Origin of the sequence: Pseudomonas aylmerensis (assembly GCF_001702265.1) — a bacterium.
GTDB lineage: Bacteria > Pseudomonadota > Gammaproteobacteria > Pseudomonadales > Pseudomonadaceae > Aquipseudomonas > Aquipseudomonas aylmerensis.
In genome coordinates this window covers 343,168-356,675 of the sequence record NZ_MAUE01000010.1, presented here as the reverse complement: position 1 = coordinate 356,675, position 13,508 = coordinate 343,168, and the positions used below count along the sequence as shown (strand labels likewise).

General features: G+C 55.5%; 14 protein-coding genes and 2 pseudogenes. 9 read left to right on the top strand and 7 right to left on the bottom strand.

Going from position 1 to position 13,508, the window contains the following annotated elements; genetic code table 11:
- Positions 1–84 precede the first annotated feature (84 nt).
- Entirely contained in the window at positions 85–1,095 is a 1,011-nt protein-coding gene (gene dusA / locus BBG20_RS07835) for a tRNA dihydrouridine(20/20a) synthase DusA (RefSeq protein WP_065901921.1), read from the bottom strand.
- Positions 1,096–1,198: 103 nt separating this feature from the next.
- Between dusA and BBG20_RS33100 the strand changes: the two are divergent.
- The 5 genes and pseudogenes from BBG20_RS33100 to BBG20_RS07810 all read left to right on the top strand — a co-directional run.
- Positions 1,199–1,387 (top strand): annotated as a pseudogene (locus BBG20_RS33100) (site-specific integrase); the annotation flags it as partial.
- Positions 1,363–1,890 (top strand): annotated as a pseudogene (locus tag BBG20_RS33095) (DNA adenine methylase); the annotation flags it as partial. The pseudogenes BBG20_RS33100 and BBG20_RS33095, both read left to right, overlap by 25 nt.
- Before the next feature lie 229 nt (positions 1,891–2,119).
- Positions 2,120–3,289 (top strand): UDP-N-acetylglucosamine 2-epimerase, encoded by a 1,170-nt coding sequence (gene neuC, locus BBG20_RS07820; protein ID WP_083221343.1) that lies wholly within the window; start codon positions 2,120–2,122, stop codon positions 3,287–3,289.
- Positions 3,289–4,221 (top strand): GNAT family N-acetyltransferase, encoded by a 933-nt coding sequence (locus tag BBG20_RS07815; RefSeq protein ID WP_065901915.1) that lies wholly within the window; start codon positions 3,289–3,291, stop codon positions 4,219–4,221. Before neuC ends, BBG20_RS07815 begins: the two co-directional genes overlap by 1 nt.
- A 35-nt stretch (positions 4,222–4,256) precedes the next feature.
- Positions 4,257–4,919, top strand: coding sequence for a PIG-L deacetylase family protein (locus BBG20_RS07810; protein WP_065901913.1), 663 nt, complete (start codon positions 4,257–4,259; stop codon positions 4,917–4,919).
- A 550-nt stretch (positions 4,920–5,469) separates the two neighbouring features.
- Here BBG20_RS07810 and BBG20_RS07805 read toward each other — a convergent pair.
- Positions 5,470–6,132: a Wzz/FepE/Etk N-terminal domain-containing protein gene (locus BBG20_RS07805; RefSeq protein WP_065901911.1), complete on the bottom strand. Its 663-nt coding sequence runs from the start codon at positions 6,130–6,132 to the stop codon at positions 5,470–5,472.
- 255 nt (positions 6,133–6,387) lie between these two features.
- Between BBG20_RS07805 and BBG20_RS07800 the strand changes: the two genes are divergently transcribed.
- The gene (locus tag BBG20_RS07800) at positions 6,388–6,594 is read left to right on the top strand and encodes a hypothetical protein (protein ID WP_065901909.1); all 207 of its coding nucleotides are present in this window, start codon (positions 6,388–6,390) and stop codon (positions 6,592–6,594) included.
- Between the two features lie 38 nt (positions 6,595–6,632).
- Here the strand turns inward: BBG20_RS07800 and BBG20_RS07795 are convergent, their stop codons facing one another.
- Positions 6,633–7,820, bottom strand: coding sequence for an MFS transporter (locus tag BBG20_RS07795; RefSeq protein ID WP_065901905.1), 1,188 nt, complete (start codon positions 7,818–7,820; stop codon positions 6,633–6,635).
- 492 nt (positions 7,821–8,312) lie between these two features.
- On the opposite strand from BBG20_RS07795, the gene mqo reads away from it, so the two are divergent.
- Positions 8,313–9,959 carry a malate dehydrogenase (quinone) gene (mqo, locus tag BBG20_RS07790; RefSeq protein ID WP_065901904.1) on the top strand — a complete coding sequence of 549 codons (1,647 nt, stop codon included), beginning with the start codon at positions 8,313–8,315 and terminating at the stop codon, positions 9,957–9,959.
- Between the two features lie 71 nt (positions 9,960–10,030).
- Here the strand turns inward: mqo and BBG20_RS07785 are convergent, their stop codons facing one another.
- Positions 10,031–10,867, bottom strand: coding sequence for a LysR substrate-binding domain-containing protein (locus BBG20_RS07785; protein ID WP_065901903.1), 837 nt, complete (start codon positions 10,865–10,867; stop codon positions 10,031–10,033).
- A 98-nt stretch (positions 10,868–10,965) separates the two neighbouring features.
- Here BBG20_RS07785 and BBG20_RS07780 point away from each other — a divergent pair, with 98 nt between their 5' ends.
- Together BBG20_RS07780 and BBG20_RS07775 are read left to right on the top strand one after the other, a co-directional pair.
- On the top strand, positions 10,966–11,865 hold the full coding sequence (locus BBG20_RS07780; RefSeq protein WP_065901901.1) for a DMT family transporter: 900 nt from the start codon (positions 10,966–10,968) through the stop codon (positions 11,863–11,865).
- A gap of 131 nt (positions 11,866–11,996) precedes the next feature.
- Entirely contained in the window at positions 11,997–12,326 is a 330-nt protein-coding gene (locus BBG20_RS07775; protein WP_157955096.1) for a YXWGXW repeat-containing protein, read from the top strand.
- Positions 12,327–12,381: 55 nt separating this feature from the next.
- Here BBG20_RS07775 and BBG20_RS07770 read toward each other — a convergent pair whose 3' ends face one another.
- The 3 genes from BBG20_RS07770 to BBG20_RS07760 form a co-directional block, all read right to left on the bottom strand.
- Positions 12,382–12,756 carry a hypothetical protein gene (locus tag BBG20_RS07770; RefSeq protein WP_065901897.1) on the bottom strand — a complete coding sequence of 125 codons (375 nt, stop codon included), beginning with the start codon at positions 12,754–12,756 and terminating at the stop codon, positions 12,382–12,384.
- Between the two features lie 71 nt (positions 12,757–12,827).
- A complete protein-coding gene (locus BBG20_RS07765) occupies positions 12,828–13,223 on the bottom strand; it encodes a PIN domain-containing protein (protein WP_065901895.1) in 396 nt (131 codons plus the stop codon).
- Positions 13,220–13,477, bottom strand: a complete 258-nt coding sequence (locus tag BBG20_RS07760; RefSeq protein ID WP_065901893.1) for an AbrB/MazE/SpoVT family DNA-binding domain-containing protein — start codon at positions 13,475–13,477, stop codon at positions 13,220–13,222. The genes BBG20_RS07765 and BBG20_RS07760 overlap by 4 nt, the downstream gene beginning before the upstream one ends.
- Positions 13,478–13,508 lie beyond the last annotated feature (31 nt).

Genomic DNA, 13,508 nt, shown 5'->3' with positions numbered 1-13,508 from the left:
TGGGGGCGCTTCGCACCCCAACGCAGGGCAAGCCTGCTCGCCACAACAGCCCAGCCACTCAACAGTTCCCTGGCGCCCAGCCCATCAGCGCCCCTCCAACAACTCCCCAGCCTGGTCCAGCAAGGCCAAAGGGTCCGTGGCTTTATGAATATCCACCGACAACAACTGCCGAAACTTGCGCGCCCCGGGGAAGCCCGTGCCCAGTCCCAGCACATGCCGTGTGATGTGATGCATCGAACCGCCCGTGGCCAAGTGCTGCGCAATATAAGGCCGCAACTGCGCCAGCGCCTCAGCCCGGCTGATCACCGGCTGCGAGCTGCCATACAACTGCTGATCCACCTCTGCCAGCAAATACGGATTGTGATAGGCCTCGCGGCCGAGCATTACGCCGTCAAATGTCTGCAAGTGCTCGTGGCACTGCTCCAGCGTCTTGATCCCGCCATTGAGTATAATCTCCAGCTCGGCAAAATCCTGCTTCAACTGCGCCGCCACGTCATAACGCAACGGTGGAATGTCCCGATTCTCCTTGGGCGACAACCCCTCCAGAATCGCGATCCGCGCATGCACGGTAAAACTGGTGCAGCCCGCGTCCTTGACCTGCCCGACGAAATCACACAGCTCGGCGTAACTGTCCCGGCCGTTGATCCCGATACGATGCTTCACCGTCACCGGAATCGACACTGCATCGCGCATCGCCTTCACACAATCGGCCACCAGGGCCGGGTGACCCATCAGGCACGCGCCAATCATGTTGTTCTGCACGCGGTCGCTGGGGCAGCCCACGTTCAGGTTCACCTCGTCATACCCCGCAGCCTCAGCCATGCGCGCGCACGCAGCCAGATCCGCCGGCACACTGCCGCCCAACTGCAACGCAAGCGGGTGCTCGGCTTCGTTGTGACGCAGGAAGCGTTCGTGATCGCCGTGCAGGATTGCGCCGGTGGTGACCATCTCGGTGTAGAGCAGGGCGTGCTTGGAGAGCAGGCGCAGGAAATACCGGCAGTGGCGGTCGGTCCAATCCATCATGGGGGCGACGCTAAAGCGCCGAGACAGTGCGGGGCTTGATTCTGCTGGGCTAAAGCTCTGTTTATCTAGCATTTTACTCAACGTGTTCTTGACGTGTTTTGGGGCGTTTTCAGGCTTTTTTACAGGTTTGGTGGTACGAGGTACCGTTCAAAAACTAACGCGTACCACTTTCGATATGGCGACTATCAGGGCAAGAAAACTGGCAGATGGGACGGTGAGCTACACAGCTCAAATCCCCATCAAGCGCGACGGAGTGCAAGTCTACCAAGAGAGCCAGATCTTCGCCCGGAAACAGGCCGCCCAGGCCTGGATCAAGCGACAGGAGACGGAGTTGGCTCAGTCCTCGACGACAGAAACGGCGACCTAGTGACGCTGTACCGCGTCGTGCAGAACCACCTGGAAGAATTCGTGCGCCAGTTCAAATGGGCGCTAAGCTCCCGCCAGGTGTTCGAGTGGCAGAAGATGACACGTCCTGAGACCCTCACCGACACCCAGTATGCCGGGCACCACGCCTTCGCTGCCAAGGTACGAGGCGGACGTTTGGCGCCGCGACCACATCCTGGTTGGAGCGCGCTGAATGTTACGATCGGGCCCACAACTTTCACTGGATGCATTCGCCTTACTGGCAGACGACAGGCGATGGGGTAGATGTTCCTTTTTGAGAATTATCAGCGCATGGGCGGACTTCATGCGGCGCGGTAAGGGAAGGTGATGGTCCTCATCAATGACCACTCCTATAGTCATAAGGTGTTTGGAGAGTTTTATTGTATCTGCTATAGCACTGCTATTGGACGGCAGAGAAAGGCGCAGGCCGGCGGAGAACTGATTGTTATGAATTGCAAGTCAGATGCTTTGGAAGGGCGATTGAAGCGTGCTGTGAAGCAACGCAATCCGGGCTTCCTAGCCAGCGGCAATGCTCTGCGCAGGTTTAGCAGTTCTTGACTTGACTTGACCAACAGACTGCATGCATGTAGAACATCCTTCAGCCATTTAAGCGGCAGGGTAGAAAAGCACTCAAGATGAATGCGGTATTAGTGTTTGGTTGAAAAGTAAGACGCCCGTCGCAATATAAAATATTAAAATTTATCGTGTGAATATGACCTCTCTGAAAAAAATATGTGTTGTTACTGGTACCCGAGCAGACTACGGGCTGTTGCTTCCGCTTATTAAAAAAATATCTGAAGATTCCTCCTTTGAACTTCAAATTATTGCTACCGGTTCACACTTGTCTCCTCAGTTCGGTCTCACGTATAGGGAGATTGAGGCAGACGGGTTCACGATAAATAGTAAAGTTGAAATACTCACTCGATCAGACTCTGCAGTGGGGGTTCTAAGCTCCATGGCATTAGGGTTAGTGGGGATTTCAAGTGCTTTTAGTGAGTTGAAACCGGACCTGATTGTAGGGCTGGGTGACCGATACGAACTCATGGTGACCGCACAAGTAGCATTAATGATGCAAATACCGCTTGCTCATTTGTCGGGTGGTGATACGGGTAGCGGAACCTACGATAATACCATTAGGCATTGTGTGACGAAGATTGCGTCTCTGCACTTTGTGACTCATGAGGATGCCAGGCAACGAGTGTTGCAGCTTGGAGAAAGGGATGACCGGGTGTTTTGCCTTGGGTCAACGTGTGTTGAAAATATAAAGAATACACCACTTCTGTCTCGGGAAGCGTTGGAAGAAAGCCTGGGGGTGAAGTTACAGGAAAAGCTATTTTTGGTTACTCATCATCCGTTAACGATGGGTGATGAATCGTCTGAAGATGAGTTGCGCGAACTGCTGAATGCAATCCGGACGTATTTGGACCGAGGTGACGTATCTGTAATTTTCACCAAGGCCAATGCCGATAATGGTGGGCAAGCAATCAACCAGATTCTTGAAGATTTTTCTGATAGCCAACAGAATGCCTTTCTTTTTGACTCCCTTGGACGGCTTCGCTATTTGAGTGCGGTCAAACACGCGGCGGTTGTGATAGGGAATTCGTCAAGTGGGATTTACGAAGCTCCTTATCTCAATACTCCGACAGTAGATATTGGTCTGCGCCAGAGCGGGCGCGCCGCGCCAACCTCCGTCATAAGGTCGACAGCCATTGCACATGATATTTGTGAAGCGATAGATCGTGCACTGAGTGAAAATTTTGACGGTGTGCAAATGATTTATGGAGAGGGTAATACATCTGGGCAGATATTGGAAAAAATTAAACAAATGATAGGTATTCCAAACCTGTCGGCCAAAGAGTTTGTAGACAGGGAGGTCAAGTGATGATTTTGGATTTTTCAGAGTGGTCGAGCTACAAGGAACGTTTGGAAGCGCTGTTTCACGATAGTTTTGGTAAAAGTATTGACCCTGCCTACTTTGACTGGCGTTATATAAATAATCATAAAGAGCAGCTTCTTTTCTCTCTTGAGGTCGATGCTCAGACAGTTGCTGCAAGCTATTCTGCATTCCCGGTAGACTTGGAGTGTGATGGGAAGGTTGTGCGCACTGCACTGTCCATGACCACAATGACGCATCCAGAATGGCGCGGGAAGGGGTTGTTTCCGAAGTTGGCTACTGAGCTCTACACCGAGTCGAAGGGCGAAATAGCTGCGATCTGGGGGTTCCCTAATGCGAACAGTCACTCCACATTTATCAATAAGTTAGAGTGGTCGGATATTTACGAAATCCCAACGATGACGCTTGATCTTGCAAAGGTACAGGCCGGCCATTTTCAAGATGATTTCCTCGTGAAAAGAGACGATGATTTTTTGGAGGGGTACTCTCATCAGCACGATGACGGACTTATCAGGGTTCATAAGTCTCGCGAGTATTTACGTTGGAGATATGCGGACAACCCAGTTAATAGCTATGAAAATCATATTGTTTCTAAGGCTGGGGTCGCTTCCTCGTACCTAGTGACTAAGGTTTTCGGAAATAGTATCGATGTGGTTGACATGTGTTTTTCTAATGCCGCAGAAGCGAAAGCTCTTCTTGGTCACATTATCAAAAAGTCGATTTCCGAGAGCCTGGTGAGCATCAATTGCTGGATGCCTACTCATCATTGGTCTCATGCGATTTTAGAACGGCTGGGTTTCACAAATGTGGCACCGATAACCTATTTTGCCGGGCGGCAGTTGAATCCTGAAAAGCTCCCTGGGCAGTGGGCTAGCTATCGTGGGTGGTACTTACAGATGGGTGATTCGGACGTTTATTGATTTTCCAAATAATTCTGAACTTCAAGTGTTGAACTATGAAAACTTTGATTATTGCACCGCACCCGGATGATGAGATTTTAGGCGTTGGTGGGACGGCACTTCGCAGGAAAGCGGAAGGCTGCAGTGTGGCATGGCTAATTGTAACTTCCATTTCCGTAGACGATGGATGGCCAAAAGAGAAAGTCGATAAAAGGGCGGCGGAAATTAAGCGCGTTAGAGAATTGATCGGCTTCGATGAGGTTTATGAGCTGGGTTTTCCGGCCGCTAACGTTGATAAGTTTCCACTGGGCGATTTGGTTCAGTCGTTTTCGGAAGTGTTCAAATCATTTGAGCCGGATGAGGTGTTTCTTCCTCATTTTTCAGATGTGCATTCCGATCACCGTGTGACATTTGATGCCGTTGCTGGATGCACAAAGTGGTTCAGATATCCATCGGTCAAACGAGTTTTGGCTTATGAAACCCTTTCTGAGACAGAGTTTGGGTTGGGTGGGCAGACTAAGTTTTCACCGAATTTCTATATCGATATCAGTGCCCATCTCGAAAAGAAGCTGGCGGCTATGGCAATTTATGAGTCAGAGCTTGGCGTGTTTCCTTTTCCTCGTAGCAACGAGGCTATACGAGCACTCGCGACGCTGCGGGGCGCTGCCTCGGGTTGCCTGGCAGCCGAAGCGTTTGAGCTTTTAAGAGAGCGCCAGTAAGCGGTTTGGGTGGGGTTAGGGATCGTTGCAGCGAATGACTAGGCTGCACGATCTATACTCCAATGCCTAGATTTATCAGTCGCTCATATTTCAGGCTACACAATGTAGCACTGGGGATGAAAAACCAAAGCTTTTCACTGCTGAATTTTTATCTTGATCGAGCAAGTGAGTAGGTAAGGTAGGGGGCAAGTTTATGAGAGATCAGGGGCAGGATTCATGCTGTGCCTGCCCTGGTCTTGGATGCCCGCTTCAATCACCCCGAAACGACAGTCCCTTTTTTTAAAAGTCTCAAGACTGTCGCGGCGGTGAAGGTTGCACGCCGGCTTGCCTATCGACCGAAGAGGGGGGGGGGCTCTCCTCGGCCAATAGGGCAAAAAATCGCTGTGAAAAAAAAGCGGCGCAGTGCAATAATGGCTTCAGGCCATTATCTGATTTCTTATAAGTACTATTAATGAAAACGACATTTTCTGCGAAATTGTTTATTGTTTTTGTTGCGTCGCTATTGGTCTGCACTATCTATTTTCTGGTTGAAGCATTTCTATAGCGCACTTCACGTCCGACGGGCGTGTTGGTGTTGCTGTATGAGAAATCTACTGATCACAAACAGGCTGCCCAATATCAAGCCTAAAAAGCCACCTAGCAAAGTGAATTTTTTTGAGGGTGTGGTATTGGTGGCTTTTACGTCGTCGATGGCGTTGAACGCTCGCACGTTATCACCAGGAGTCAAGGCAGGTAAGTTCAGCGCGATGGCGTCCGTGTTCGCTGCATCCAGGGCGGATTTGAGTTGGGATCGCGCCAGCGCTTCAGTTGTAGCAGTGGCCGATGCGACATACAGAATAGCCTCGTTTTTACCTGTCTTCGGCGTAGTTTCCTTCACGTTAACCGACTGCGCCGCCATCACGCCCATGGCCGTATAGAACATGTCGTTTTGTATTGAACTGTAGAGTTCGGTTTCCTTCAGTGGTGGATTCGCTTGGGTGCTTGCATCGTTGTCTTTAATTTCTTTATATAAGCTGTAGAGCGACGACTTGGTGATGTAAGTACTGGCAGTCCATTGTTCGGGAGCCGTTGCATTGATTGCAAATGAGACAGCCGCGCCCGCGAGCGTGGTGGCTATGATGGTTTTCTTACTTGACCACAAGGCGAGGAGAAGTGGAATCAGGTCTATTTCATCATCTGTGGAACGCGGTTTTGAATTCGTTGAAATGCTCACGAAAAATTCCTTTATTTACGTTCCCGGATTGTAGAGAAAAAATCGACATATGACATGTATTAATCCCAACGCGATTAAATGCGAATAGTTCCTGTTTGTTGTGGCGGGTGTTGTTTCAATCGACTGTTCGCGCTTTGATTGCAGTTTGAACTGCAGCTGGCACGTACAGAAGTTTCATGATGCCTGGCAACACACTGGCATAGGATCACTCGCACGACCGATTCGTTCACGCTTGAGCCGCCAGGGATCTGAAAAATGCGCTTGAACCTTATAAAAACCATGCTTATTGCCGGTGTTGTGCTGCTCAGTGGTTGCGCGGGCGTCAGCACCAGTACATGCCTTTCCGAAGGCTGTCAGTCGTTCGATGGCCATGGCGCCGCAAATGCGACCAAGGTGAACGTTGGCGGGAGCGGGTTGGGCAGTAGTTTCAGCCAGTACAGCTCAGGCTTGCTGCACGATTAAACCCGTGATCGGGGCAGGGTTACCTGCCCCTTTTTCGTTCAATGACCGCCTTGCATCCGTCGTGCCATCAGGTAAACGCCCAGTCCGACCAGCGCCGTGGCCGCGCCGATATACCCGGTGCTGGTCCATCCCAGCCCCGCTGTAATCGCCATGCCGCCAAACCACGGGCCCAGCGCGTTGGCCAGGTTGAACGCAGCATGGTTGGACGCGGCCGCCAGGCTCGGTGCTTCGTGCGCGATGTCCATCAGGCGGATTTGCAGCGGTGCGGCCAGTGACACCATGGTGCCGACCAGGCCGATGCCCAGCAGCACGCCCCAGAGCGACCCCGCGGCGAATGGGAAGAACAGCAGCACCGCCATCGACCACACCAGAATCAAACCCACCGCCCGAAATTGCAGGCGATCAAACAGCTTGCCGCCGGCAATGTTGCCGATAATCCCGCCGACGCCAAATGCGGCCAGCCCGAACGGAATCCATTGCGGTGTCACCTTGGTGACTTCAAGCATCGTCGGCGCCAGGTAGCTGAACACGCAGAACATCCCGGCAAAGCCGATGGCGCCAATGGCCAGGGCCATCCACACCTGGGGTTTGGTGAAGGCGCGCAGTTCCTTGCGCGGGTCGCTGCGCGGTTCATCGCGCCGATCGGGGACGTAGCGCCAGACCAGCGCAATCGTGCACACGGCGATGGCACTGACCAGTGCAAATGCCGAACGCCAACCCAGATACTGGCCGAGGAAGGTGGCAATCGGGTTGCCCAGCAGCATCGCCAGGGTCAGCCCCATCATTACCCGCGCGACGGCGCCGGCGCGTTTGTCGGTGGGCACCATGCTGGAGGCGACGACGGCCGCGATGCCAAAGTAGGCGCCATGGGGCAGGCCACTGATAAAGCGGAAAGCCACCAGTGAACCAAAGGTCGGGGTGAACGCCGTGGCCAGGTTGCCCAAGGCATACAGCCCCATCAACAGCAGCAACATATGTTTGCGCAGCAGTTTGGCGCCGAGGATTGCCAGCAGTGGCGCGCCGACCATCACGCCCAGGGCATAGGCACTGATGGCGTGGCCGACCTGGGGTTCGCTGAGGTTGAGGTTGTGGGCAATGTCGGGCATCAGGCCCATGATGGCGAATTCGCCGGTACCGATAGCGAAAGCGCCCACGGCCATGGCCGCTTCCATTTTGGCGGCACTGCGCGCGGGCAGCACGTGCCCGGGAGTTTGGTGGATAGACATGGATCGCTCTGTTTGGATGAATGGCACGAAGGAGAGCCGCCGATGCTACGCAAGCAGCGACGAAGGTGTCTAGAACAGCCTTTTTCGGCAGAGTTCCATCGCCCTGGCCACCCTGTGACCCCACGTCGCGCCCATCGGGCTTGACAGTAAAGCGTTAAAACCCGCGTTTTAGAGCTGTCAATTGGCCAAACAGCGCATAACCGCTGTTTGGCGTGATATTCTGCGCGCCGTCTTGGTCTAGTCTTTCCCCGGTGCGTACACCCGTATACGTCCCGGTGATTGGCTGTCGCCCAGGTAGCTGAAGCCAATAATGATAAGAAGTCAGCGCAGAAGGGACATAAAAGTGAGGTCGACACGTCGGCCTTGTGTGCCCACCCTGCGGTCCCCGAATGAATGTGCACACCCCGCGTGCGTTGCCTGGCGCAGCGTGATTGAGGGGTGCCCATGATCCGGATCGGCAGGGCGGATGGCGTTTTATCATAGGTGCTACTGATGTTTAAAAAAGTAAACACTGCCCTGCTGGGGCTGGCTTTGTCGCTGGGGATAACGTCCGTTCACGCGGAAGAGGCAAAGAAAGTCGATGTGCTGCTGATCGGCGGCGGCATCATGAGTGCGACCCTGGGTGTATGGCTCAATGAGCTGCAGCCGGACTGGTCGATGGAAATGGTCGAGCGCCTCGACGGCGTGGCCGAAGAAAGCTCCAACGGCTGGAACAACGCCGGTACCGGTCACTCGGCCCTGGCTGAGCTGAACTACACCCCCGAAGACAAGAACGGCAACGTTGAGATCCCTAAAGCGGTCGAAATCAACGAAGCGTTCCAGATCTCCCGTCAGTTCTGGTCCTGGCAGGTCCAGCAGGGCGTGCTGAAGAACCCGCGTTCGTTCATCAACTCCACGCCGCACATGAGCTTTGTGTGGGGCGATGACAACATCAAGTTCCTCAAGAAGCGTTACGAAGCACTGAAAGCCAGCCCGCTGTTCGCCGGCATGCAGTACTCCGAAGACCCGGCGCAGATCGCCAAGTGGGTTCCGCTGATGATGGAAGGGCGTGACCCGAACCAGAAAATCGCGGCCACCTGGACCCCGATCGGCACCGACGTGAACTTCGGCGAGATCACCCGCCAGTTCGTCGCTCACCTGCAAACCACGCCGAAGTTTGATCTGAAACTGTCGAGCGAAGTGCAGGACATCACCAAGAACGCCGACGGTTCGTGGCGCGTCAGCTACAAAAACCTGAAAGACGGCACCAAGACTGAAACCGACGCCAAGTTCGTGTTCATCGGCGCTGGCGGCGGTGCCTTGCACCTGCTGCAGAAGTCGGGCATCCCGGAAGCCAAGGAATACGCCGGCTTCCCAGTGGGTGGTTCGTTCCTGGTGACTGATAACCCAGCCATCGCCGAGCAGCACCTGGCTAAGGCCTACGGCAAGGCTTCGGTTGGCGCGCCACCGATGTCGGTTCCGCACCTGGACACCCGCGTGCTTGATGGCAAGCGCGTAATCCTGTTTGGCCCATTCGCGACCTTCTCGACCAAGTTCCTGAAAGAAGGCTCGTACCTGGACCTGCTGACCAGCACCACCACCCACAACATCTGGCCAATGACCAAAGTCGGTATTCGCGAATACCCACTGGTCGAGTACCTTGCCGGCCAACTGATGCTGTCGGATGACGACCGCTACAACGCGCTGAAAGAATACTTCCCGAACGCCAAGAAAGAAGACTGGCGCCTGTGGCAAGCCGGTCAGCGCGTGCAGATCATCAAGCGTGACGAAGAGCAGGGCGGCGTCCTGAAACTCGGTACCGAAGTGGTCAGCTCCGCCGACAACACCATTGCAGGCCTGTTGGGTGCATCGCCAGGCGCGTCCACCGCGGCTCCGATCATGCTGACCGTGCTGCAGAAAGTGTTCAAGGACAAGGTCGCGACCCCTGAGTGGCAGGAAAAACTGCACCAGATCGTACCGAGCTACGGCACCAAGCTGAACGACAGTCCTGAGGCTGTTGCCAAGGAATGGGCGTACACCGCCGGTATCCTGCAACTGACCCCACCGCCTGCGATTCCGCAGCTCACCGCTCCAAAGGCCACCGAGGCTGCCAAGCCTGCGGCTGAGCCGAGCAAGCCGGCTTCTGACCTGGCGCTGTAAGCCAAGTACCGAGCCTGTGTAAGAAGCCCGCTGAACCGGTGACGGTCAGCGGGCTTTTTTGTGCGCAGTGTCTACACCTTGAAGTGCCTGACTTGCTCATGCAGGTGCAACGCCAATGCATTGCCGGTATCGCAGAGGAGGTACAAGTGCTGCGCCGACAACGGCGGCAGTTCCGTCATGTGTTTCAGCCCTTCGCCCATCCGACTTTTTTCCATCAGGCCTACCGCCACGCCACTGCGCACACAGGCTTCAACCGCTGATGAATTGGGACTCTCCAGCAACACACGGTGATAAACCCCGTGATCCTTCAACGCCAGCAAGGCCGCCGCGCGGTAGGGGCAGCCGGCGACAGGCACGGTGATCGGCAGTGCCGCATTCGACGCACAGCTAAAGCCCTCGGCCGCAACCCACAACGGTTGAACCGACCCCAGGCGCTCACCCTGTGCCAGCGGTTGTGCGCTCACGGTAATGGCCAGGTCCAGCTGGTTTGCCATGAATAAATTCAGCAATTCACCACTGGTACGTGCTTCTACTTCCAGTTCGAGCAGCGGGTTGTCGGCGATCAAGTCGGGCAGGAATTCCTGCATGAATGCCGGCGCGTAGGTGTCGGGAATGCCCAGGCGGATTTTGCCCTGCATGCGCTGGGGCATCAGCGTGATCAGCAGGCGGTCGTGGCTCTTGAGAAATTCGGTGGTTTCGCCGAGGAGTTTCAGGCCGTACAGCGTCAGCTCCACACCCTGGTTGCTGCGGCTGAACAGGCGTTGGCCGACTTGGTCTTCGAGTTTTTGAATCTGCGTGGTCACGGTCGACGCGCTGCGGTGCACATGTTCGGCCGCCTCGTTGAAGCGCCGAAAGCGCGCCACGGCGTGGAAGGTGCGTAACAAGTCGATATTCAATTGTCTGGCCATGATTCCACTATTGCGGATTGATAGTGCAGGTTATTCAAATATACAGAATCATGCGTGGCCCTTAGCCTTTCAGTCAACGTGCACTGACCGGAGGCTTCATGACGCGATCAACCTTAAAGCGGCTGCTGTTGCAGGTGGCGTTCGTGCTGTCGTGGAGCTCAGGCTATATCGGCGCCAAATTGGGCACGCAGGGTAGTGGTGCGTTCAACTTGCTGTTCTGGCGTTTCCTGTTGGTCTCGGTGTGCCTGGGACTGTTCCTCAATGTGAGGTTATTGCGGATCTCGTGGGCACAGGTTCGCCATTACGCCGTGATCGGGTTTCTCTCGCAGTTCCTGTATCTGAGTTGTCTCTATGTCGCGATCCAGAATGGCTTGCCGCCCGGCATCGCGGCGATTATCGCCGCGTTGCAGCCGTTGATGACGGCGGCATTATCGACCGGCAGCGCTACCGAGCGCAGTGGGGGCTGGCAGTGGATCGGCCTGATGATCAGCTTCGGTGGGGTTTCCATCGTGATAGCTGGGCAGCATGGCAGTGATGCGGGCAGCGTCGGCTGGGTCATGTACGTGTTGCCACTCGCCGCGGCACTGGGGCTGACGCTGGCGACCCTGTATGAGCGCCGCACGGTGCAAAAAACCGACGCTGGGTTGGTGTTGCCGCTGTTCATCCAGTCGCTGCTGACCTTGATCGGCTTTACCGGCGCCGTGCTCTACACCGACACGCTGAGTATTCCCCACGACCCTGACGTGTTGATCTCAATCGTCTGGCTCACCGTGTTCTCGACCTTCGTCGCCTATTTGAGCCTGTGGATGCTGCTGCGCGTGATGACCACGACCCACGTGGCCGCGCTGGTCTATCTGGAGCCGCCGGTCACCCTGGTGTGGGCGGCACTAATGTTTGGCGACGTGATCCATGCGCCGACCTACGCCGGCATTGCCGTGGTCGCCGCCGGGCTGCTGTTGGTGCGCCTGAAACGACCGACCGTCGCGTGCAGCACTTGAGGGCTGTGGGTTCAGCAAGCTGACAGACACCTCCTGTTAAAAAGTACCCAGGGCCAAGCAGGAGCGTGGCTGCAACAAGGGGGCATTTTTCAGCGATGCAGGTACTGGGCGCCAGCGCCCGAGGATTGTTTATGTGGCTACGTTATGCGGCACTGGCGGCCATGGTCGTCGCGGCATCCGGGTGTGTGCAAGAACGCGTTGTGCATGAGCGCAGGCCGGTGCAACGTGAGTATGTCGAAGTCGTCGCGCCGCAACCGCCGCCGGTGCAGGTGATTGAAGTCGAGCCGCCGGTTCGCTACGGCTATATCTGGTCACGCGGTTACTGGCGTTGGGAAGGCGGTCGCTACGTCGCGGTGCACGGCCATTGGGAGCCGGTGCGCGAAGGTTATCGCTATGTGCATCCGCATTGGGTGCAGCGCAATGATGGGTATCACTGGCAGGCGGGTGGTTGGGTTCGCTGACCCCGGCTGAATCGGTAGCGTTTTTGCAGGCGCAACCTTGCGCCTGCAAAAAACCTTAAATCGGCTTCTGGGTACCCAGCAGCCGAACTTCTCGCAACAGCGCCGCGCCCAATTGATCGGTGCCCAACTCCCTATAACCCACCGCCTTGACCTCGCCATTCTCCTCCGCCTGGATGAGGATCACCGGGGTTTCCTTGCCCGTGGCTTCGTCCACATGCATGGCGTACTGGGGAATATCCAGCTTGATCGGTGTACCCGCCGCCTGGCCTTTCACGTTGATCAGGAAGGCGGCGCAACCGGTATCGACATCCATGCTGGTGGCGGAGCGGCCGCTGACAAAGCAGCTCTTCGGCAGGTCGGGCCAGGTGATGGTGTCGGCCAGGACGGGGGTCGGGGCGATGGCCAGGGCGGCGAGTAGAAACGTGCGCACGTCGGTCTTTCTCTCGATCAAGGTTAGAAACGGTTTTTACCAAAGCCCGCTCGCTGTCGCAACGCTGTGGTTCAGCCCAGGCGTTTCATGCCCGTTGTCTTGATCGCGTTGAGGTCGAAGGTGGCCGTGTACTTGCAACCGGCGGCATGGGCGCAGCGTTCGATCAGGCAGTCTGCAAAGTCGGCCTTGTTCGCCACAAACTTGCGCAGTGCCTGCCAGATGATCTCCCCATGCTCCACGGTCAATTCGCGGGTGCGTAGCAGGGTTTCCAGTACCGTCACCACATCGCTCTTGGCCGACTGGTAGCAGCTTTGCAGTACCCACACCAATTCCACGATCGACACCATGCTGACAAAGCCGGGCGAGGCGGTGGTCAGCGATTCGATCAGCTCGGATGCCTTGGCGGATTGAACCGGATCATCCTGGGTGACGTAGCGCACCAGCACATTGGTATCCAGTCCGATCATCCGGCTTTTGCCCCCTGTGCTGCGATGGCCTGGTTCATCTCCTCGATGGAAACGGCCTTGGCAGGTTTGCGGATCAACCCCTTGAGGTCCTGAACCCTGTGGCTCGCGGCAATGATGGAAAACTGCCCGTTTTCCATTTCAACAAACTCGACCCGGTCGCCTGTTTCCAGGCCAAGGGCTGTCCTGACTTGGACAGGAATGGTGATTTGACCTTTCGAGGTCAGTGTGGCGGTCGCCATAGTGAAGATCTCCATCGTTATATTCCTTACCTTAGGGTAAGGAGTG